Here is a 23,196-nt window from a genome sequence, read left to right as displayed (position 1 = left end):
AAAAACAGACGTAGCAATTACTTCCATTTTGTATAGTAATTAACTTATCTATACGATTTTTTCATGCAGTTGCAGTCTTGAAGCCCTTTTGAACAATAAAATGGTGAGGAATAATACAGCTACAATGATAAAATTAACCAAAGCAAATGTCTGGATATCTTTAATTTCAAACAGATTAATTAATCCATAACCCGCGACTGAACTTACAACATAAACACCACCACCTGTTAAACCGCTTGCAATTCCGGCATTTGTTGTAAATCTTTGTAAACTGTACGCATAAACATTATTAAAAATGAAGCCTGATAAAAGATGTAATGATAAAGTAAAACCTAGTAAAAATACTATTCCATCATATTTTGAAGTCACCGCAAGCATTAGTAAAACTAGGATTAATTGTAATACTATTGCAGAATTTATTTTTGTAAAAAGTCCCTTTTTAATCATTAATTTAGAGATAACTCCGCCACTCATTAATGCAATTCCGGAAGCTAAAGAACTATATCCCGTTACAACAGGAGAAAATCCGTACACTTTTTCGATTATAAATGGACTCACCATTCCGTAAATCACAAGAAGTGAATAACTTAAACCAATAATTATTAATCCCAAATAAAAATCAGGCGTTCCCAGCATTTTTCTGTAAACAGCAATAATCTCTTTTCTTTTAAAAACCTGAAAGCTTTGTAAAGATTCTCCTGTAAACCGAAGTTCGAAAAGTAATATGATAACAGTAAGTACTCCTAAAAGATAGAAATTCGATTGCCATCCGAAAAGCACCTGCAAATAGCCTCCGATAAACGGCGCCACGATAGGGGCTGTTGCCCAGACAATAGAAAAAAGACTGGTGTAATGTTTCAGTTTCTCACCTTTATAAAGGTCAACAAAAAAAGCCCGTTTTCCCACAATAATCAGTGAAACGGTGATTCCCTGAACAATTCTCATCATATAAATGACATAAATCTCCGGAACCAATGCAATGATAAAACTGGCTAAAGAAAAGGTAATCAGTGCAAAAATATTGATTCTATATCTGCCAAAACTATCGAGAATACTGCCAATAAAAAGCTGGCTAAATCCTGAACTTAGCATAAATAAAAGCAATGACACCTGTACTTTTTCAACTGGGACATTCAAATCTTCTGCCATCGCGGGAAGTGACGGAATATAGATATCCGTCGTCAAACCTCCGAGTGGAATCAGGATAAATGCAAGCAGTGTGCTGATGTATAGATATTTTGTATTTTGAAATTTCATTATAATTGATTTTATAAGCAAGAATATTTGATTTTAAACAAAAAAAGTAAATCCAATACAAGACTGGATTTACCTAATTTTTTCTATTCTGATTATTACCCGTGAGCCGCCTCAGAAACTTCTTTCCAGTCATTCCAAACTTGAAGTTTTTCTGCATACACTCTTTCCGTCTTTCTCAATCCTACTTTTCCTAAGAATAAACGAAGTGGCGGGTTTTCACTGTCAATTAATTTCAAAATAGCAGGAACCGTTGCTTCCGGTTTTCCATAATCTTCAGGCAGTAAACCTTCTGCTTCTCCCAAGCTTGATTTCAAAGTATCATAAGCAGGAATGGCATCACCGTGAACCGCTGAACTACCTCCAAAATCGGTTGTGTAGCCATTAGGTTCAATCATTGTCACATTAATTCCAAAATCTTTTACTTCACTTGCCAAAGCTTCACTAAAACCTTCAACTGCAAATTTTGTCGCATTGTAAATTCCTAGTGTTGGTAAACTCCAAACACCCAAAACACTTGATAACTGAATAACGTGACCACTTCCCTGTGCTCTAAAAATCGGCAAAGCTGCCTGAGTTACCCAAAGCGTTCCAAAAACGTTAGCCTCAAAAACGTCTTTTGTAACCTTCTCTCCTACTTCTTCCACTGCACCAAAAACACCATAACCAGCATTATTAATTACAACATCAAGTTTTCCGAAATGATCTTTAGCTTGGTTTACTGCTTCAAAAACAGCTTCTCTGTTGGTAATGTCTAAAGAGATAGGAAGGAAAGAGTCGGGATACTGCTCCGCCAAATCTTTGTATGCTTCAATATTTCTTGATGTTGCTGCTACTTTGTCACCTCTTTTAAGAAATGCCTCTGTCCAAAGTTTTCCGAATCCTCTTGATGCTCCAGTGATAAAAATTGTCTTTTCCATTTTAAAAAATTTTAATTGTTTTGTTCTTTAATTTTGATAGGACAAAGTTATATCGCATTGCATCTGCGTTTGTAGCTCAAATCAGCGGAAGAATAGCACAGAATTACGATGTGTTATTTATTATTTTAAATGTAAGTTTTAAGATGATCTTCAAAAGAAATCAACTCCTGTTCGATATTCGGATTTTTAAAAACATCATAGAAAGCAAATGTCTTCAATGGCTGAACTCCCACAAACTGGAGCATTGCTGTAAATGGTCTCGTAAATTCTTCCATCGAAAAATCTTCAAGCAGCTGACCTGAGTTTCCAAAAGTTTCTTCGGGAGCATTCCAGGTATTGACAATCATTCCTTTGCTTTGTAGAAGGCCACCGGTTCCATAGTTTCCGCCATTATTTCTCCCGTCTCCCGCATAAATTTTCCCATAACCGCTCATCAAAACTTTATCGATGTAGTCTTTTGTTTTCGCCGGCATTCCAAACCAGTTGATCGGGAAATGAAAGAGTATAAAATCTGCATTTACCCACTTATCAATTTCCTGAGGAATTTCGTAGTCGTTATCAATGCTGGTTTCCTGAATTTCATATCCTCTTTCTTCGAAGATCTTTTTACTTTTTTCAAAGATGGTTTTATTAAGATTTCCTTCTGCGATTTGTGGCCATTTGATATGACCGTTGATGATTAATGCTTTCATTTAATTATAGATATTTACCAAGATTAAGTTCCACATCGCCATAAGTCTGCAATCCCTGATCTAATAATTTTTTGATTCTGGTTCTTGCTTCAGGCTCTATCAGTGATGCAAAGAAGGCTATTTGAGTTTCCATAATTTGTTCATTTTTTGGAATAATTACTCTTTCGTTCATCGTTGCCTTGATTTTTTGGATTATTTTCAAATCAAATGAGTCGATTCTTTTGGCTAAATTTTCTACGAATGCATCCAACTCATTATCTGGAAATGCACGGTTAATCCAACCATAATCAGCGGCAGTTTTTGCATCATAATCGTCACCACTCAAAATAATTTCCAGAGCTCTTGCTTTCCCTGTTAAAAGATGAAGACGCTCTAATCCACCACCACCTGGAAAAGAACCGATTCCGATTTCCGGCTGAGCGAAAATTGCTTTTTCCTTACTCGCAAAACGCATATCGAAAGCCTGAATAAACTCGCTTCCCAAACCTCTCGCTCTTCCTCTGATAGACGCAATACTTACATACGGAGCCTGTTCAAGACGTTTTGCAACATCGGGCCAAGATTTTGAAAGTCCTGTTTTTCCTTCTCCTTTCGGAAAATCAAAAATATTGACCAATTCTGCGTGAGCTACATAAAATTCAGGATTGGAACTTTCAAAAACGACTACTTTTAAGTTTTCGTTGGCTTCCAATTCATCCATTAATGTTCTTAACTGAACCGAAAATTCTGGGTCGAATACGTTTACTGGTGGATGATTAATTGCTATTTTCCAATAGCTTTCGGTTATTTTCTGTGTCGTAAAAATCATAGTAATAATTTTAGATGATGTGAATCTATTTTGACATCAATTATTTGTCTGTCCAAAATTAATTGTACAAACTCTAGATTTTTAACACAAATCGGGGAATACCTTATACTTTTCCCTGATTTCTAATTTCTGTTGGGGAAATACCTTTAATCTTCTTAAAAAATCTTGAGAAATAAGGGACGTTAGAAAAACCTAACTGATATGCCACATCGCTGATATTCATATCTGTTTGCAGTAATAAAATTTCGGCTTGCTCAATCACAAATTCCTGAATCACATTGATGGTACTTTTCCCGGTTTCTTCGCGGATAAGGTCGGTAAGATAATTGGAAGACATATTGAGCTCTTCGGCAACCGATGAAACAGTCGGGAAATTTGAAACAGGCTTTGATAAATCTTTATAATGGTTTTGCAGTAAGCTTTTTAATTTTGAAGATATGGAAATGGATTTTGTTGCTTTGTCTTTAAATTGTCTTTCATAGAAAACGTCTGCATAGGAAAGAACAACATTTAATAGAGATAGAATAATATTAATGTTGGCTTGAGCTTTATTTTCCATCAATTCCATATGAATTTTTGTAAAAAGCCACGTAATAACCTCTTCTTCCTCTGCCGTCATAAACAGAGCATCATTAATCTCGTAACTGAAATATTTGTACTGATTGATTTTATTGGCAATCGCATTTTGCTTAATGAGATCCGGATGAAAAACAAAAGCATAGCCATCCCAAAATGTAAGGCTGTCCCAGGAAACAACCTGTCCGGGCTCACTGAAAAGCATTAAACCGTTCTCCGTATAATATTTATTATTTCCATAATTGATATCTCCGGTGAAATTTTTCTTCAATGAGATCTTAAACAGATTAACCTGAATTTCACCGCTGGTTTGAGGAAAATTAGGTATTGCCTGCTTACAAACTCTGCTATCCATCAAAGGATGCAAAGGTGTGGAAAGATTCAGATATTTATTATAATTTGTTAGATCGTTGAAAGTTTTCATAGCAACAAATTTGCAAAATTGTTTGATAAGTTTGACAAGGTTTTTGAGTGACAGAACTTTTTCTTTGAGCTTGTGATATTATTTTTTTGTAAAACTAAATATATAATGAATGTTTGACAAATAAAGTCAATTAGGATCTCAAAATGCCAAAATCGAATTTTCAAACTTCCTAAAATTATATTGTAAAAAGTTTACAAATTCAAAGAACTAAATACCAAATTCGAAACTGTCAATTCTTGTTTAATTTGGCTCAAGCGAACTAGGTCATCTATAAAAGTGTTTGAAGATACGCTCGTCAAGGTCACAAGACGGGGATTAAAATTTTTCAAATTTTGATCCCCTCTTTTTTTTCCTCCTATTTCCCTCTTAATCAAAAAGATATATTTAGCAAAGCTATTGATTTTAGCGGTTCGAAAAACTGTTCCATCGAAAACTAACTTTTCAGGAAATATCGAACCGACAATTGCCCGCTTATCTATAAGATTTGCACTTTTATAGCGATCAGCAATATTTGTAACAGCGTTAAGGGCTAATGCCAACTTCTTCTCAATTTCATTTTCAGGATTAGATTTCATTGCGAGAAGTTTCTCTTCTAATTCCTCCAACTCTTTTTTATATCTATTCTTAATATCCCTAAAATCATCTTCATCAATTTTGTCTGCAAGAAACATATCTCTTGCTCTAGAAATTCTTTCCTTAAGAGCTTTAATTCTGTCCGTAACATTGTTCCTTTCATCCGCTACACTAGTTGATACATTATTAAAATTATTAAGGATAATTGTATTAAGAACTTTGCGAATGCCAGGCTGAAACTCATACTTTGAAAGTTCCTTAACAAACAATTCGTTTACAATTTCAGAATTATGCCTAAAACCACATGCAGAGCTACAATGATAGTAGTAATAATGCTTCTTTCTTCCTTTAGAACCACTTGCTGTCAGATTATTACCACACTTGGGGCATAGTAATAATCCTCGAAGTGGATACCTTTCGTCCTTAATTTAAACTAAAAATATCTTTCTCCATTTTGTCACCGTGTTCCGGCTTAGCTTAAAATGGTTTGCTAACTGGCTATTATTCAATTGATATTTTTTCTGATAATCTAAAATTTGCAGAATATCAGATTTCTTATAAGAGTGCTGTTTTTGGTTAAATTGTTCAGATTCTTTGTCCAAATTCCCAAAAATCTTCTGGTTAAGACTGAGGATATCGACGGCAGATAAACATTTTTTATCGAGCAGCGGTAAGCATTCCTCTATTTTATCCGGAAATTTCTGATGTAGGATATCTCTATAAATGGTTTTGTAATCGGGACTGGTATTTGGATTATATTTCATTTTTCTTGTATTTGATTATCCATTTGTATAATGTTGTTTTAGGGATCCTGTATTTTATTATTACCTCGTCCTTTGTCATTTTATTGGTCACAATCAGTTCCAATATAAAATCTATAATTTCTTTGGTATAGACGTTTTTTCGGAATTGTGGGAGTGAAGATTTCTTAGTTTTTGTATTATTTGCTACCATTGATGGTGCATATAAGATGATATGCTGGGAATATATTCTGAAAAAATCATATTCCAAAAGCTTGCTCCACTTTAACAGAATCTCAGTGTTGATACTTTTAGCCTTATACATTTCTTCGATCTCTTTTTCCTGACATTTCAAAAAATTGCAGATACGGGATACTTCTATCCCGCTTTCTGCAACCCTATCATTTATCATTTGTCCTATGTGAATATTTTTGAATATCATTTTTATTTTTTTTCTCTTGATACTAATTTCAGAACAAAGGCAAACAGCAGCGTGTTTACCTTTTATTCAGAAAATCAACAAATATGTTTTATCTCGTGGTATATCCACCGTTTGCAAAGATGGTCTGCCCAGTGATCCACCAACCATCAGTTACCAGAAATTCTACGAGAGGAGCAATGTCTTTAATATCTGTAAGCCCTCCTAAAGCAGATGCTGATTTATGATAAGCTACCGCATCATCACTTTCCTGACCATAGAAAAACGGTGTATCCATAGGCCCGGGAGCAACTGCAGTTACAGAAATCCCACGGTTTCCGAATTCTTTAGAAGCAGCTCTGGTAAAATGTTCAACCGGTGCTTTCATGCCTTCATAAGTAGAATAAAGACCTGTATACGCAGCAAGCAAAGAAGTTACAATCGTACAGATTTTTCCGTTGTCATTCAATTTTTTACCCGCTTCCTGAATAAAGAAGTATGCGACTTTAGAATTAATGTCACTCATGCTGTCATATTCAGCTTCTGTGGTATCTATAAATGGTTTTTTTAGTACTTTTCCTACAGTGTTAATTGCAATATCAATACCTCCGAACCTGTCAACGGCTGCATCAAACAGCTTCGTAACATTTTCTACTTTGATAAGATCGGCCTGTACCAAAATTGCTTCGGCCCCTAATGATAAAACAGCAGCTAAGGTTTCTTCTGCTTCTGCTTTTGTACTTTCGCTGTTGTAGTGAATAACAAGCTTCGATCCTTTTGCCGCAAGATTACGGCTTAACAATCCACCAAGGTTTTTACCTCCTCCGGCTATTAATACTACTTTTCCATTTACATTGTGTGTTGTCATAAAATTTTATTTTAAAAATTGTTTTTTTGGCATTTGATTTAATGCCATGCTGAGCTGTCGAGGTATGTTGAGATCCTTTCATTAAGTCCCGAACCACGTTCAGGATAACATTGTAATGTCATGTTGAGCATTGACTGAAGGTCAACGAACGTAGTTCTGAAGTGAAGTCGAAACATCTTCTTTATTATAGCCCCATCGTTCCCCAGGATGACAGTAGTTTGTTTTTTTTAAAACCTAACAGGTTTAAGAAACCTGTTAGGTTTGTTAATGATTAATCAGGGCAGGTCTGCGTAGTGATACAATGCCAAGCCATAGAAGGCTCACCTTCTTTCTGCGTGTACATCTTCATACATTTGTTGGTAGTATCGTACACCATCATCCCTTCTACAAAGTTGGCTGGTGCAATCCCTACAGGATTACCTCCGCTAAAGGCTACTTTATTAGGTACAAAACCTTTGGTTTTCGCTTCTAATGCTATCCAGCCTCCTTTTCTTACCATTGGCCAGTTATCAGCATTCACTCCAGCTCTATTGAGAGCAGTAATACCTACTTTGGTGTCTAATGCAGTACCGACTGTAATACCAGGTTTGTAACAATATGGTGGAGTACAGTTTGAAACTGATGCATTTGCAGAACTTCCTATAGCCTGTCCTGTTCCTGCAATCGTAGGTATCCCCATTGTTGTTACGGTATTGCCTACCGTATTACCCAGGTTTTGAATAACAGGACCTGCTGTTCCGGTATACCCTCCTCCTGTATTACCTCCCGGCATAGAAGAGTTCACAAGATTAGCCATAGTAAAGCCTCCTGCACCTTCTATAGCATCAGGACAGCCGTCTCCGTCAGAATCAAGATCTAAATAATTAGGAATGCCGTCTCCATCGCTATCACAATAATCTCTTAAATAAACTGTATAATCATCATGCTGTATAGTTGCTGAAGCCCCTCCTTGTACATTATAGAAATAAATTCTTACTGTATACAAAGTATTTGGCTTCATGCTAATGCTTACTTCATTATTAAAGTTAATAACACCTCCTCCATTAGGCAAACTAACATCAGTCAAAAGATTTGTGCCTGAGGTTGCAAAACCATTTTCTGAGATTGCTACTGTAAAATTATAGGTCGGAAACCCTAAACGATTAAAGAAAGATGTTCTGTTATAGAAATAATGATGTGTACCTGCAACCCAGTTTCCTGTAGTAAACGTATACTGTTCATATTCATTATTTGCAATCGCCTGGTTAAGAGTTGTAGCATCAATATTACTTAATCTTAAATAAGAATAACTTGCGCCAACAGGATTTATAGAGGTAAGACCAGAACCATCAGTAGATGCTGTAGCCGAAGCTACAGGTGAAGCTATATCAGCATCACGTACACTATTATTAAAGTACCATCCAGTAACATATCCTACGTCTGTACTACATTCATTGACATCTGGAATTCCATCATTATCATTATCTAGGTCATATAGATCTGCTATTCCGTCATTGTCGGTATCTATACATGCATTCGCATATGAACTCTGAGAGTATCCTATCCCCTGTCCTCCATTAGCTATCGTAGGAATTCCGTTAGCGTCTACCGTATTACCAAGATTTTGAGAAACCGGAGAAGCAGATGTTCCTGTATAAGTTGCCCCTGTGTTTCCGCCAGGCATGGAAGAATTCACAAGATTTGCTGCGGTAAAGCGCCCTGTACCTTCTCTAGCATCAGGACAGCCATCTCCGTCAGAATCTAAATCCAGATAATCCGGAATTCTGTCACCATCCAGATCTCTCTTGGCACACATATTACCAATATGATATTCCGGAGTATTGCCATTTGTTCCTACAAAAGTGGCTTCTACCTTACTGATCTGTATACCCGGCGTAAAGATCTCAATATAATTCACATTACTGTTGGCTCCTGCATTACGTGTTGTAGATATTTTAACACCATAAGTGGCATCTGTTGTAAACGTCGTACTGCCTGCTACAGCTTCTGCTTTTACCGTTGTGTATGGAAGAAGATCAGTAATTCTGTTACCGTTCTGGTCATAGAAATTAACATTTACTTTTTCAAGAACATCCAGATCTCCAACCCAGAATTTTAAATTATCTACCGGAAGATCAAACTCATACGTCACTTTGTTATTATTGACTCTTGGATCTATACCACTCATATTAAACTGAGCTACAGGAGAGGCCCAGCGTTGTGCAACTGCTGTTGAGGTTAATTTGAAATTGAAACCTTTGATGCCGTTATAATCAACAAAGTTATAATTCATCACATGATCTGTAGTTAATACAGATGCCGGGATTGAGCCTTTATCACAGATATAACCTTCATTGGTATTGATGATGCCATCATTATCACTGTCCTGATCACACATATCAGCAACTCCGTCACCATCTGTGTCTGTACCGTAACAAGGGTCCACTGCAAATGTGATAAATTTCCCATCTGCTACATTTTGGTTAAATACCCATTTTGCTATTGCATTCGATGTAGGGTTTACTTTTATAACGTTTGTAGTAAAAGCAGCATCATCCGCTATCAGCATTATCACTTTACCTGATGTGGTAACAAATGTTCCACTGTTATAGGTTGTAAGATCTGCCTCAATGAATAAAGAACCGGCATCAGCATCTTTTTCCTGTGCCATCCAAACTCTCTGGATTCTCTTATAGGTATTTGTACCTACTGTAACATCCACAGGTGCTGTAGTCACATTGTTGTTATCTCCCAATAGGAAATAAGTTTTATCGCTGGTAAAGCCTGTACGTGCTGCATTTAAGTTCGGATTTACAAAATCATTAGTGGTAGCCAACGTAAGGATTGTTCCTGCATTGACCGATTTAGAAACCTTTTGCTCAAAAAGACCGATGTCTTCTCTTGCTACACCAAATACGTTGTTGTTGAAAACTGTATTAGTTCCTCCGTTCCAGACCATATTGCCGCCAGCATCCAGGTAATGGTCTGTATTTACACGACCCATTGTAATACCGTATTTAATAGCCAGATAAGAATCTACTCTTCTGCGTTCAGTTGCTGTTATATTACCGGCTCCATAGATGATGGTTTCTCCAAGATGACCTATAAATCCACGGTTATCACTGCTTGTACTTAACGAAAATCGGGAATCACCAAACAAATGTCCACCGTTCAGATTTCGTATTCCTGTACCTGCATGATTTGTCGTTCCAAAGTTTGCTGCACCGTTAAGAGCTCTTGTTGTTGAATTAGCGGTAAACGTATGATACATAATACTAGGAATCGTAGTAGAAAAGGCTCCTGCAGGAGTAAATACGCCTGTATCAGTGCTTCCACCTGTGTTGGAAAGTCTTTCTATTCCGTTATCCATTTGAATGGCTAAACCATCCCATCTGCGTAAACCTCCTTCCAGAACAGCATTGTCTACTGCCGATCTGAAGATACTTGGCCACTGTCCTCCGCTTGTCATGCCTTCCTTCGTAAATGTAAATACATCATAAGAATCAGCTGAAAAGGTTCTTACCGTATAATTACCCAGCGACTGTGTTCCTGCTGTGAAATTAATACCCGGGTTAAAGTTGAAGTAAGTGGAAGTACCGGTTACATACTTCGGTAAAGGATTGGTTCCCAGCTGTGCAACGGTAGTTCCGCTCCATACATCTTTCCAGGTAGTTACATCTGTTGCTGGGCCTGTGTTTGCAGCATCCACATCAGCTCTGTACCAATAAGAAAGACTGTTGGTAACCCCTCCCGGTGCATGCCCGAAACCTGCAAAGGTGAAGTATTGCCCGTCTGTTAAAGTTACATTGGCAGTGTTGTAAACCACACCATTCACGGTAACTTCCGCAGTCATTGGTGTGAAAGTGTTGCCACCTGCAAAAGTTTGATCCGAAGACTGTACCAGATACAGGTTTTTAATTCCTTTTGGCCATGCTACCGTAACTGTTCCTACAGTTCCTGTATTCTGTACCTTCCAGATAGATTCAAAACGGAAGTTGGTTGCTCCATTAGAACCTGCTGTATAAGATAATGGTATAGCAAGCTTTTTCTCCAGACCGTTATCTCCCCAAACCAGGTATTGCTTGTTATTAAGAGAGCTGGTGTTTGCGTCATTGGTATTGGCTAAACCTGTAGTGGAGATCAGTACCTGATTTCCAACATTTACAGAGTTACTTTGTTTTTGGTTTATGGCTCCATTAATGTCATCATGAACTATACCGGCAATATTAGAAACATATCCTGCATTGGTCGTTAAATTATAAACGCTAACATTGTCTGGGTTTATATAGTCATGAGAAAGAGTAGTACCATATTTTAAAGCCAAATAAGTATCTACCTTTTGTTTTTCCAGTGTATTCAATATGTTTTTATACCAAATTACCTCTTGGATATCTCCATTAAAAAATCCTAAGCCATTAGCAAAGCCAATCTTTAAATAAGGTCCTGCGACACTACTTCTTTTATTTTGCCCTGTAATGGTTGCTTCGCTACCATTTAGTCCCAGTATTAAATTGTCTGTTCCTGTTGCCGTTCCATCACCAGGATATGGATGAGCAAAATAAATAGATGTTTCATTTAATTTAGCAAGTAGTGAAGTTACAGTTTGATTAATTCCATTAGAAAATCTATAAAAATTAGGACTAAGACCAGATCCATTTACATTAGCATTTAAACCTGGCTCGTGACCTGTATTTATCTCGTTATCTAAACCGGTAATTTGTCCATTAGTAGCTCCGGTTGCTCTTGCTACTCCATAAATGGAAAGCGGCATATAAGAAACACCATCATTATTAAAATTTCCGAAAACAGGATTTATTTGAGCATTATAGTTTGTTGAATAATTTGGATCAAGAAAATTATAATACTTGGTTGTAGAATACCCTGTTGTCCAGGTATTAAAGTTATGCTGTTGGTTTCCTGGGTTGGTGGTTACACCGTTAGTACTTGTAAGATCTAATTTGTTAATCGATGCGTCTATCCATTGTGTTGAACTTACATTTTCAGACTTATACCACACCCCAGGAAAGGTAGCAATACCCCCCGGATTATTAGCAAGTCCTGCCAAAGTAAAATACTGTCCGTTTCCTAATGTAACAGTAGCAGTGTTGTACACCACTCCGTTTACGGTAACTTCTGTAACCATTGATGTAAAGGTATCCGTTCCGTCAAAAGCCGCATCGGTAGACTGTACAACATATAAGTTGTTCACTCCTTTAGGCCATGCAACAGTTACTGTTCCTACAGATCCTGTATTTTGGGCCTTCCAAATTGATTCGAAGCGGTAATTAACATCTCCGTTAGCACCACCTGTATAGGCCAAAGGTGTTGTAAGAGTCTGCTTTAAACCATTATCACCTACCAGAAGGAATTGCCCATCGCTCAACGTATTGGTGTTCGCTGCATTGGTATTCGCCAAAGAATTTCCTGCACCGATAATCAATTTCTGATCAGTGTTAACACTCTTGGATTGTTTTTGATTTAATGCAGATACATCTTCTCTTCCAATCCCGATAATATTATTATAATAAGCACTATTATTAGTTCCATTCCAGATTACATTTCCTGTTGCGCTTAAATAATTTCTATTCTGTGTACTGCTTAAGGTCTGCCCATATTTAACAGCTAAATAAGACTCCACTTTTGTTACCTCATCATCCGTAAGTTTATTCGGGAAGATGATTACTTCATTCTGCTGCCCGTTCAATCTTGCATAATCGCTGTCTCCCCCCACTCTTAAATCATTTCTTGTAGCATCAAGCAATACATTCTGAATATTGGTATTGAAAACCTGATGGTTTCCTCTGAGTGATAATAACACTGAATTATTACCCGCAACTCCGGCTCCGTTCTCCCAGGTACCACCACCGATATAATGTCCGGTAGTAGATCCTGTGCTTATTGCATCGTATTCACCAATTACGGGATACAGCAATAAATTATTGGTTCCCGAAAAACTGTAAAGTCCCGGATCATCAGACGCCGGCCCAAAACCTAACATCATTGCAATACCCGTAATGTTACCTGCCGAAAACAATGCACCCTTGCTGCGATCCAGAATATTAACATTTCCGTTTGTAGAAGGCTGGTACAACAGAATATCGTTTGAGCCGTCGAAAGTGACAGTCGGATTAAAGTTCGTTAATGTTGTACTGTTAGAATACACCGGTCGGTTTGCCAGAGTTGCCTGGGATATATTTGTTCCAATACCATTGAATTCGTTCCATTGCTGGATAGTGGCATTGTTAGCAGCTGAAGTTGTTCCGGCATCCGAATAAACTGCGGCATCTGCACGGTACCAGGCCGCTGAAACGATACCACCCGGTGCATACATATATCCTGCAAAAGTAAAATACTGCCCATTTGCTAATGTTATACTGGCTGTATTATAAACCACACCGTTTATGGTAACTTCCGTAGCCATTGGGGCAAAGGTATCTGTTCCGTCAAAAGCTGCATCGCCAGACTGTACTAAGTACAGGTTTTTTACACCTTTAGGCCATGCAATGGTTACTGTTCCTACATTTCCTGTGTTTTCTACTTTCCATATAGCTTCGAAACGGTAATTAACAGCTCCGTTAGAACCTCCTGTATATACCAATGGGGTTGTAAGGCTTTGTTTCAAACCATTATCTCCAACAATAAGGAATTGCCCGTCAGTCAACGTATTGGTATTTGCGGCATTGGTATTGGCTAAAGAATTTCCTGCACCGATAATTAATTTTTGGTTTGGGTTCTCGCTTCGGGATTGCTTCTGATATAATGCACCATTATTATCTCTTGCAATACCCAGAATATTATTCTGATAGGTAGCAGAAGTATTCCATACCACCGTATTACCGGAGCTTACATAATTTCCCAACAATGTTGACCCCCATTTAACCGATAAATAAGAATCTACACGCGCTTTTTCTGAAGCGGAAAGAGGATTTGCAAATACAATCGTCTCATTGAGCTGACCGTTAAGACTTCCCCAGTTGCTATCACCACCTATTCTGAAGATACGGGTAGTATTACCTCCACTAACATTTCCATCGGTATTGGTGTAAATATTTTCGTTACCATCCAGCCATACTTTAGCTAATACGTTAGAACCCGGAGTTCCACCACCATTCAGCCATGAAGAACCTGCAACGAAAGCTTTTGTGGCCGTAAACGAATTGGTAGAGTTAGTAGTATAGCCACTTCCTGCCGTATAAAACAAGAGTTTGTCATTCGGGGAAGCCTGAGAGGTGTGCAACCCGGGATAATCCATAGTAGCATCAAAACCTGCCAGTCCTGCTGCACCTACTGTATTCATTTTACCGGAAATATAGATACTTCCCTGAGCACGGTTTATAATAGCATTTCCGTTGCCGGGGTCTGCTGCCATAAAGTCGGCATTAAAGGATACAGTTGGGTTGAAGTTAGCCAACATACTCTGGTTAGAGAAAGTTGGTCTTTGCCCGGCAGTTGCCTGAGCAAGGTTGTATCCTGTTCCCATCTGGTCATTCCACTGCTGAACAGTTGCGTTATCTGCTGCTGCGGTGGTACCTGCGTTGGAATACACACCGGCATCTGCCTTGTACCATACAGCGGCCGTTACCCCGCCGGGAGCCTGTCCCAGTACAAACCATGTAGGCAAAACCATACATATTATTAATAGAAGTTTTTTCATAGGAATTTAGTTAATAGTTTTCGGATGATTTATGTAGTACTATCGGACACAAAAAATGTCAATTTTGTGAAGTGTCCAATACTAAGGTTTCCAGAAAGACCATACTTTGCCGTTGTATACAGCAAGTTGTTTCTTTGTGGTATCATACACCATCATTCCCGGTGCCGGGTTGATGATATTGGTATGGGGACTTGCCACTTTGGGTAAAATCATTGCTTTGTCTGTATCGGTTAAAACCAGGATACCATTGGTTCCATTAGCTGAGGCATTGGTTCCGATGGCAGTTTTTGCTGTAGACAGCTCTGTTTTATCCGCTCCCTGTATAGACAGATCTGCTGTTCCTATCGTAGCTGCAGTACCATCATCTTCACTAAGGTTGACCCATACTCCGCCATTCTTCAGGTACTTTACTTTATGATCCGTTGTGTCATAAATGGTACTTCCCTCTTCAGTAATACCGCTTTTATCGGTTACGTAAGGAAGGATAAGTCCCTTATTTTCTGTATTGGCAAATTCCAGAGAAACAGATGTGTTGCTTACCCCCTCTTTGCCAATTGCCACTTGAGATTTTACTGCCGTTGCAGTGACCAGCATTGCCAGTATCAGAATGTTATTTTTCATAGTAGGTATTTTATGCTCATTTTGGGAGCGGTTTTTTGTTACTTTTATTTGTCATATTGATGAGAGATCCATCGGCTGTTCTGCTTCGCTCCACGCTCAGGATGACAGAGCACTCTTTTGGAAGAGGTACACCTGTCATGTTGAGCAGAGCGTAGCAGCACTGAAACATCTCTGTTTGTTTGAATATCTTCGCTTTTGTGAGATCCTTCGACAGGCTCAGGATGGCATGGTAAATATCCTTTGGCTTTTTACTGTAACAACTTTATTTCTTAATTAATTTAAAGCCCTGAGATTCGTTGTTTATTTTTACGACATAAACACCGGCGGTCAAATCGGAAATATCTATTTTGTTGTCTGAAACTTTTGATACAGATTTTACAAGAGCTCCGGCCGTAGTGTAAATTTTAACTTCAGAAACCGATTTTGAAGACTGTATGGATACAAAATCTTTTGCAGGATTAGGATATAATAAGGTAGATTTTTTATCAGATGAAATATCGTTAACCCCTAAAAAAGCATCTGTACAGGTAACCTGCGTAGGTATATTGGTATTTGCAGGAGTACCGTCACCATTACCTAACTGATACACATTATCGGTTCCCCAGGCCCAGATGGAAGTATCTGTTTTCAAAGCTCCGAAATGATACCCGCCCACTCTTAATGCCAATGTTTTCCAATTGGTATCTGTTCCAAGCTGAGTTGGCGTATTTCCGGAAGTTCCGGTTGTACCACCATGATCCACCCCAAAAACATATAACGTACCATCGCTTTTTATGATAGCAGACCCATCCCATGATGTTGCGATATAAGTATAATTATTAGCAGCTTCTACCGCTTGTGGTGTACTTATCGCTCCTGCAGGAGCAAATCCCAGTCTTCCATTACTACTATTCCCCCAACCAAATAACTTACCGGTAGTTTTAAGTCCCAATGCATGCTCTACCCCACATGAAACCTCCTGCCAGTTAGTATCTGTTCCGACTTGTAAATAAGATGTAGCTATTCCTGCCGTTGTACCTGTACCGGTGATTCCTAATCCATTAGTTCCTGTAGACCAAAGTGTACCATTGGTTTTGATCCCGAATGAGTTATAATATCCTGCAGACGCTTTTTCCCAGTTTGTAGCGAGTGAAGTTTCCTGTTGCCATGATGTTTGATTTATCAGGTTTCCGTTGGCAAGCTGCCCATAAGGGTTAGCCCCTACCCCCCACATTGTACCATCTGTCTTTACAATCAGACTGTGATGATAACCAGCAGAAAAAGATTTAACATTCTGAGCCATCAGAAATGGTGCATATTGACTTACAGTAGATCCTGTTGCTAAATTTCCCCATGTATTATCGCCCCAGCCATAAAGATTGTTGTTGGATTTTTTTGCCAAAACAAACCATCTTCCGACCGAAATATCTGTCCAGTCTGTATCGGTTCCTATCTGTGTAGGATGCTGTACTATTGTTGTAGTACCAGAGCCATCACCAAGAATACCGTTGATGTTTTGTCCCCACATCCAAAGTGTTCCGTCTTCTTTTAAAGCAACACTGAATGTTTCTCCCTGTGAGAATTTCTTCCACCCGGTAGTGGAACATTGTGCGTTAATCGTGCTGAAGCTAAATAAAAACATACCCAGACCAACTGCTGCTGCTTTTTGCTTGTTTGAGAAAAATGTAGTGTGTACCATAATTTGATTTTTTTGTGGTTAGTAAATTTGATTTTTTATAGGTTTATTGTTATCATGTGCTTATATGAACTTCTACTCTTTTGTTTGAGATTGACTTAGTCGAACCACTTCGTTGGGTTTCTTCGACTCCGCTTAGGATGACAGTGCATCGTTTTGAGATCCTTCGGCTGTTCTGCTTCTCTTCACACTTTAGATGAAAACTCTCCTTTTCAATAGGTATGTTTGTCATGTTGAGCATAGCGTAGCGGCGTCGAAATATCTTTTTGTCTTTGAGATCCTTCGGCAAGCTCAGGATAACAATGTTTTGTTTTTTTTGAGATGCCTTGACAGACTCAGCATAACAATATTTAGATTCTTCGGCTCCGCTTTGCTTCACTCAGAATGACATAACTCCGCTTCGCTATACTCAGGATCATAGCGTGTGCTTATATCATCCTGAGTTTGCAGAAGCATCTTGTTTATTTTTAATCCGGGCAGGTTTGTGTGGTTACACAATGCCATGCCATCGCAGAATCTCCATCCTTCAGGGTGTACACTTTCAGACACTTGTTGGTCGTGTCATACACCATCATTCCTTCTACAAAATCTGCAACTGCAATACCTACCGGGTTTCCTCCTGAGAATGCTACACGGTTTGGTACGAAACCTTTTGTTTTAGATTCCAATACCAACCATCCGCCTTTTCTTGTCATTGGCCAGTTGTCTGTATCTGTAGTGCCGGCTCTTCCAAGAGCAGTGATTCCCACTTTGGTATCTAATGTAGAACCTCCTGTAGTGGCACCCGGCTTGTAACAGAAACATGATGGTACAGCAGCGCTTGATACACAAGCAACAGCATCTGCATAACGTACATAGTAGTTAGTAACCGTACTCGCTACTCCTGTAAATGAAGGAGATGGCTGCCAGTTTACATTATCAAGACTATACTGGTAGATAGCACCCAAAGGAGCTGTTACCGTAAGCGTAGAAGCATTACAGTCTCTGGTTGCTGTAAGACCCTGCGGTCTGTTCATCTCGAAACGGATGTCGTCTAAAGCGATATCGTTACCGTTACCTCCCAGAGCATTGTTTAAAAGAACCAGATCTAATTCTGTGGAGGTAGGAACAAAGTTCATAGAATATTCATTCCATACATTATGTACTGTAATATTACCAGATGAAACCTGATTTAAAACAGCCCCACTGGTAGGATCTATTACCTGGAACGTAGCATTTGGCTTTATTGCATCATCGCTAAGGCTCATCAGCCAAGCCGAGAATTTATAAGATTTCCCCGGTACCAGGTTCGTAAACTTACGACGGAAGAAGATTCCTTTGTCATAAGAAGCGTTGATGGTCATCATTCTTCCTGTACCATCACCGCTGGTATGGTCATAAGGTGCTGCATTAGCTCCACCCCAAAACTGACCTGCATTGGCTGCTACTTTATAATAACCGTCTTGTGCAAAATTGCTACCTGTTGCATAATGGTAACTTGTTTGTCCCACTAAAGGAGGTCCCACAGTACCAGCGGCATCTGAACCAAAGTCTTCAAAGAAAACAGTGCTACAATCATTCCCCATAGCAAAAGTATTCACCAGCCCGTTTGTAAATACAGCATATACTGTTTCGTTTAACGCCACATTCAGGGTAACAGACTTGTCTGCAAAGTTGCTGGTAGAGTTAGAAGTAGGGTCATACACATCCATACTCTGAAGCTCCCAGCCTGATGTTGCTGTTTCTTTCACAGTATAGGTTCCTACAGGAACTTTTAGCATAACAGAATTACCTTTGTTGGTAGTTCTTACTCTTTCATCATCAAGCCATGTGGCTGTAGTCCCTGCAACCATACGGGTGTAGATTGATCTTAAGCTTGAATATACAGGATTAGTACCCCATGCCTGATCTTTATGACCAGCTGTTAGTCTCCCTGCCAAAATTCTGCTGGTTTCTTCCGGCGCACCCCATGTGGTACCGGTGTTCCATTTGCGAACATGGCCAACCTGACTTGTAGCAAATACCTCTCCCACAGAAGTGACGGCAATATCATCTACATATCCCGGAGGAGCTCCTAAAGAGGTTTTTACCCCTGCAGATGTTAATCTGTAGACTATTGTTCCGTCTGTTACAATTGCGTCACCATTAGATGGATCGGCATCAACACCTTTAAGGTTATTTGTGGTAGTTCCCACCTGAGACCATGCAGTACCAGATCCGCTGTAGATCCATATCGTATTGTTGGAAGTCATAATATAAGGTGTAGTATTCCACGCAGAGCCTACGTCTGTCGCATTTAGCGTGCCGTAGTTTGCAGGACTACCTATCACTGTAGGTGCTGCCACACCATCGTATCTCAATACCTGACCTGCAGTATTGGTGAAGTAACAATCGTTACCTGCAGCTCCGTCTACTTTTGTTGCCGTAGTTACTGTAGTCTGTACCCAATCTGAGCTTCCTGCATTTCTATAATACAAAGTTCCGTTGCCAGCTACCGCCCAAAGACGACCGTTTTCTGAAGAACCCAGATCACTAAGATCTACTTTGGCCTCCTTATCATTAAGCGTAAAGGCTGTAACAGGACCACCGTTTACTGTAAAGTTGAAGTCAACACTTGAGTTTTCATCTAATGCTTTTTTGGTGATATAGATGTAGCCTTCTTTAGGATCAACATCTGTCGCACATAAATCAATTGCAGCTGTACTATAAGTATAAATACTCTCATTCTCTCCACCCGCATCATTATTACCCATACTACCATAAATTCTATGCCCTACATATCCGAATTTACTTTCTCCTTTTTTGATGTTAATACTGGTGTGTCCTCCGGTTTCTACTGCAATGATATTATCGGACAAATTCATACCATTGGTATTGGTGCTATTCCCAGGCATATAAATAGGATCATAAGTTGTAGTACCTATAGGACCACCAATCATTAGACCTGTATTGGATCCCCATGCCCACTGCTTCTGGTCATTGGTTAACACATTAATTGATGCAGAAACGTTGGAAGTAACGCCAATATTAACATAAGAATGTTCGTTGGGAGAAATCCATACAATACTATTTAATGTTCCTAGTCCTTGTCCATGTTGATCAGTCATTTTCTGTGGCTGTACCCAGTTAGTTTCGGCTAAGGTTGAACCATCCCCTAATTGTCGGCTTTCATTAGCTCCCATAGAAAACAGACGCCCATCGGTTGCTAACAGATAATAGCTTTGTTGTGCTACTGACTGAGTCATCCCAATCATTTTAGGGGTAACTCCTGAAGGTTTTGATATTTCCGTTGCATAGGTTCTGTTGGTAGCAGCAGATCCGTCGTTGATATAGGTACCTGTACCCCATGTGTAGAGCCTTCCTGTGGAAGTTAATGCAAACAACGCATTGGATGATCCTCGTATGGCAACCACGTCGTTAAGATTATCTGTTGTCGAAGTCTTTACACGATGCCAGATTACATTGTTCGCAGCATCTTGTGCTGTTCCGTCCCCATTTTTAGCACCAGCAAAAGACAATACCCAAGCTTCACCATCACAGGTAACGATAGCTAATGTAGCATAAGAACCAAACATCATCTTTACCTGACCAGGCATTACACCTTCCGGCAAACCATCGGTTTTCCCATTCACAGTGATTTTCCCAAATGCAGCAGTATTTTTAATAGATGAGCTTATCAATGTATTGGCAGTTCCCCAAGCATGCAATCCATCAGTTGTCAATAAAGCGAATTGCTGTGAATAAACTGCTCCTGATCCTCCTGTTACTACAGTACTACCAGCTGTAGCTCTCAGTGGTGTTCCTGTATAATTAAAGCTATTTGCAGGCGTTATTGAAGTAGGAACTAATAAATTTCCAGTTCCATTACTGTCACTTCCTTGTCCCCATAACCTAAAAGAACCGTCTTTTTCTTTTACTATTGTACTATGATAAATTGATATCATCTGATCATACTCTATGGTATTAGGATCAGAGCTATTTACATAAGAGTTTGGATTACAGTTGCCTGTTGCACAACAAACTACACTCGTTACTATTGCAGGAGAACCCATCGTTCTAGATTTACCTGATGCTACCGTATAAAAAGCATAGTAAGTACCTGCTCCTACTGCAGTGATATTGGTTATCACAGGACTGCTCGCATCATTGGTCGCATGCCACTCTACCTGAGTAGGAGTTGCTTCTAAATTGGCAGTATTAAGGTTTGCTGTTGTAGTACCTTGGCAGACCTCTATGTTTTGTACGGCAGGGCCTATATTTACAGCACATACTGAAATAATAGATGTGCTATAGCTATAGGTAGGAACCACAGTATCGGCATTGCTATTATTTCCCATACTACCGTAAACTAAATGTCCAACATAGCCAAATCGGTCCGTCCCTTTTTTTATATTTATAGTAGTATGACCACTTGTTTCTACAGCTGCAACTTGATCGGTTACTTTAAGCCCGTTTGCAGCAGCACTTCTTCCTGGCATATAGATAGGATTATAGTAGGTATTGTCTGCCGCACCGCCAATCATGAAACCACTATTAGATCCCCAAGCCCACAGTTTGTTTTGATAAGTTAATACATTGATTGCGCTAAATGCGCCCGCTCCGTTTTCAGAATGTTCACTAGGTGAAATCCAAGCAATGTTTTCTAATGATCCAGTACCTTGACCATCCTGATTGGTTACTTTTTGTGGCTGTACCCAGTTCGTTTTATTAACCGTTGTTCCATCTCCTAATTGTCTGGCAGAATTGTCTCCCATAGAATAAAGCTTACCATCCTTCGCTAACAGATAGTATGATTGCGATGATGTTGTGCCTCCAGTCATCCCAATCATTTTAGGAATAGCTCCTGAAGGTATTGACACTTGTGTTGCGTAAGTTCTGTTGGCAACAGCAGATCCATCGCCAAGATAAGTTCCCGTACCCCAAGTATAGAGTTTTCCGTCTGAAGTCAAAGCAAACAAAGCACTGTGCATACCTCGCATGGCAACTACATTGGTAAGGTCTGTGGTTGCTGATGTTTTGACACGATGCCAGATAACGTTATTGGTTACGTCCTGCGCTGTTCCATCTCCATTTTTATTACCCGTAAACGATAATACCCAAGCATCACCACTGCAAGTCACAATAGCCAATGTACCATAAGAACCGAACATCATCTTTACTTGCCCCGGTAATACCCCTGCAGGTAAACCATCGGTTTTACCATTGACACTAATCTTACCAAAAGCTGCGGTACTTTTAATAGTAGAACTAATTAACGTATTTGTTCCTCCCCATACGTAGAGACCATCCGTAGTTAATAAAACATGCTGTTCAGGTAAACCACCTGCCGTAATATATCCTCCAGTTGCTTTCAATGGTGTCCCTATATAATTATAGCCATTTGCCGGAGTTATGTCTCTTGGAGAAAGTAAGTTTCCAGTTCCGTTGCTATCGGTCTGTGCTCCCCATGCTTTGAAGGTTCCATTACTTTCTTTTACTATGGTTGAATGAAAAATAGATACTATATTGTCATATTCTATGGTATTCGGATCAGAGCTATTTACATAAGTGTTAGAATTACATCCCGATACACATTGAGCTTGTATTATGCTATTACTCATAAAGAGCAATAGCATCAGAAGCAGCTTTTGTTTTTTTAGAACCCTTGCTATGGGTTTCGTTGGTTGTTTTTTCATCATAAAGTTTTTGTTTTGAATTTTTGAAATATCATATCGTACTTACTGCTTTGCCATCGGTATTTAAATGGGTGGCAAGGTTCAATAATTAAGGTATGCTCCGGAGGAACAGCCTTTTGAGACATGATTTCTTTTCTTTTCATCATTTTTGAAATTGTAATTATTATTCTATTTATATTGTTGTATTCTTTTATGGTGAGATCCTTCGACTGTTCTGCTGTGCAGAACTACGTTCGCAAACTTCGTTACAAGCTTTGCTTGCTCCTCATTTGTGCTCAGGATGACAATGCGTTTGTCATGTTGAGCAGAGCGTAGCGGCGGCGAAACATCTAATATTTAT

13 protein-coding genes and 1 pseudogene are annotated in these 23,196 nt (G+C 39.0%); all 14 read right to left on the bottom strand.

Annotated elements, in window-relative coordinates; translation table 11 throughout:
• Nucleotides 1-48: 48 nt before the first annotated feature.
• A complete protein-coding gene (locus J2Y40_RS03525; protein ID WP_309997005.1) occupies nt 49-1,257 on the bottom strand; it encodes an MFS transporter in 1,209 nt (402 codons plus the stop codon).
• A gap of 95 nt (nt 1,258-1,352) precedes the next feature.
• Nucleotides 1,353-2,174: an SDR family NAD(P)-dependent oxidoreductase gene (locus J2Y40_RS03520; protein ID WP_309997003.1), complete on the bottom strand. Its 822-nt coding sequence runs from the start codon at nt 2,172-2,174 to the stop codon at nt 1,353-1,355.
• 125 nt (nt 2,175-2,299) lie between these two features.
• The gene (locus J2Y40_RS03515; protein ID WP_309997000.1) at nt 2,300-2,866 is read right to left on the bottom strand and encodes an NAD(P)H-dependent oxidoreductase; all 567 of its coding nucleotides are present in this window, start codon (nt 2,864-2,866) and stop codon (nt 2,300-2,302) included.
• Between the two features lie 4 nt (nt 2,867-2,870).
• Nucleotides 2,871-3,674, bottom strand: coding sequence for an enoyl-CoA hydratase/isomerase family protein (locus tag J2Y40_RS03510; RefSeq protein WP_309996997.1), 804 nt, complete (start codon nt 3,672-3,674; stop codon nt 2,871-2,873).
• Nucleotides 3,675-3,777: 103 nt separating this feature from the next.
• Nucleotides 3,778-4,674 carry an AraC family transcriptional regulator gene (locus J2Y40_RS03505; RefSeq protein ID WP_309996994.1) on the bottom strand — a complete coding sequence of 299 codons (897 nt, stop codon included), beginning with the start codon at nt 4,672-4,674 and terminating at the stop codon, nt 3,778-3,780.
• Between the two features lie 191 nt (nt 4,675-4,865).
• Nucleotides 4,866-5,516, bottom strand: a complete 651-nt coding sequence (locus J2Y40_RS03500) for a hypothetical protein (protein WP_309996991.1) — start codon at nt 5,514-5,516, stop codon at nt 4,866-4,868.
• Between the two features lie 48 nt (nt 5,517-5,564).
• Nucleotides 5,565-5,675 (bottom strand): annotated as a pseudogene (locus J2Y40_RS23960) (zinc ribbon domain-containing protein); the annotation flags it as partial.
• Nucleotides 5,676-6,011: a helix-turn-helix domain-containing protein gene (locus J2Y40_RS03495; RefSeq protein WP_153393611.1), complete on the bottom strand. Its 336-nt coding sequence runs from the start codon at nt 6,009-6,011 to the stop codon at nt 5,676-5,678. It abuts the pseudogene before it with no gap.
• On the bottom strand, nt 6,001-6,429 hold the full coding sequence (locus J2Y40_RS03490) for a transposase (protein ID WP_309996987.1): 429 nt from the start codon (nt 6,427-6,429) through the stop codon (nt 6,001-6,003). Before J2Y40_RS03490 ends, J2Y40_RS03495 begins: the two co-directional genes overlap by 11 nt.
• An 88-nt stretch (nt 6,430-6,517) precedes the next feature.
• Nucleotides 6,518-7,273 carry an SDR family oxidoreductase gene (locus tag J2Y40_RS03485; protein ID WP_309996984.1) on the bottom strand — a complete coding sequence of 252 codons (756 nt, stop codon included), beginning with the start codon at nt 7,271-7,273 and terminating at the stop codon, nt 6,518-6,520.
• A gap of 271 nt (nt 7,274-7,544) precedes the next feature.
• Nucleotides 7,545-14,906, bottom strand: coding sequence for a thrombospondin type 3 repeat-containing protein (locus J2Y40_RS03480; RefSeq protein WP_309996980.1), 7,362 nt, complete (start codon nt 14,904-14,906; stop codon nt 7,545-7,547).
• A gap of 81 nt (nt 14,907-14,987) precedes the next feature.
• A complete protein-coding gene (locus J2Y40_RS03475; RefSeq protein WP_153393618.1) occupies nt 14,988-15,527 on the bottom strand; it encodes a hypothetical protein in 540 nt (179 codons plus the stop codon).
• Nucleotides 15,528-15,789: 262 nt separating this feature from the next.
• Nucleotides 15,790-17,205 carry a T9SS type A sorting domain-containing protein gene (locus J2Y40_RS03470; protein WP_309996976.1) on the bottom strand — a complete coding sequence of 472 codons (1,416 nt, stop codon included), beginning with the start codon at nt 17,203-17,205 and terminating at the stop codon, nt 15,790-15,792.
• 464 nt (nt 17,206-17,669) lie between these two features.
• Nucleotides 17,670-22,859, bottom strand: a complete 5,190-nt coding sequence (locus J2Y40_RS03465; RefSeq protein ID WP_309996973.1) for a hypothetical protein — start codon at nt 22,857-22,859, stop codon at nt 17,670-17,672.
• Between the last annotated feature and the right edge of the window lie 337 nt (nt 22,860-23,196).

Origin of the sequence: Chryseobacterium sp. 2987 (assembly GCF_031456375.1) — a bacterium.
Taxonomy (GTDB): Bacteria; Bacteroidota; Bacteroidia; order Flavobacteriales; family Weeksellaceae; genus Chryseobacterium; species Chryseobacterium vaccae.
This window is presented reverse-complemented; position numbering and strand designations above follow the sequence as displayed.

What these genes read in the sequence shown, in the direction of transcription:
- J2Y40_RS03465 (WP_309996973.1), bottom strand. Translation starts at nt 22,859, where the DNA reads ATGATGAAAAAACAACCAACGAAACCCATAGCAAGGGTTCTAAAAAAA.
- J2Y40_RS03470 (WP_309996976.1), bottom strand. Translation starts at nt 17,205, where the DNA reads ATGGTACACACTACATTTTTCTCAAACAAGCAAAAAGCAGCAGCAGTT.
- J2Y40_RS03480 (WP_309996980.1), bottom strand. Translation starts at nt 14,906, where the DNA reads ATGAAAAAACTTCTATTAATAATATGTATGGTTTTGCCTACATGGTTT.
- J2Y40_RS03495 (WP_153393611.1), bottom strand. Translation starts at nt 6,011, where the DNA reads ATGAAATATAATCCAAATACCAGTCCCGATTACAAAACCATTTATAGA.
- J2Y40_RS03485 (WP_309996984.1), bottom strand. Translation starts at nt 7,273, where the DNA reads ATGACAACACACAATGTAAATGGAAAAGTAGTATTAATAGCCGGAGGA.
- J2Y40_RS03525 (WP_309997005.1), bottom strand. Translation starts at nt 1,257, where the DNA reads ATGAAATTTCAAAATACAAAATATCTATACATCAGCACACTGCTTGCA.
- J2Y40_RS03490 (WP_309996987.1), bottom strand. Translation starts at nt 6,429, where the DNA reads ATGATATTCAAAAATATTCACATAGGACAAATGATAAATGATAGGGTT.
- J2Y40_RS03510 (WP_309996997.1), bottom strand. Translation starts at nt 3,674, where the DNA reads ATGATTTTTACGACACAGAAAATAACCGAAAGCTATTGGAAAATAGCA.
- J2Y40_RS03520 (WP_309997003.1), bottom strand. Translation starts at nt 2,174, where the DNA reads ATGGAAAAGACAATTTTTATCACTGGAGCATCAAGAGGATTCGGAAAA.
- J2Y40_RS03515 (WP_309997000.1), bottom strand. Translation starts at nt 2,866, where the DNA reads ATGAAAGCATTAATCATCAACGGTCATATCAAATGGCCACAAATCGCA.
- J2Y40_RS03475 (WP_153393618.1), bottom strand. Translation starts at nt 15,527, where the DNA reads ATGAAAAATAACATTCTGATACTGGCAATGCTGGTCACTGCAACGGCA.
- J2Y40_RS03505 (WP_309996994.1), bottom strand. Translation starts at nt 4,674, where the DNA reads ATGAAAACTTTCAACGATCTAACAAATTATAATAAATATCTGAATCTT.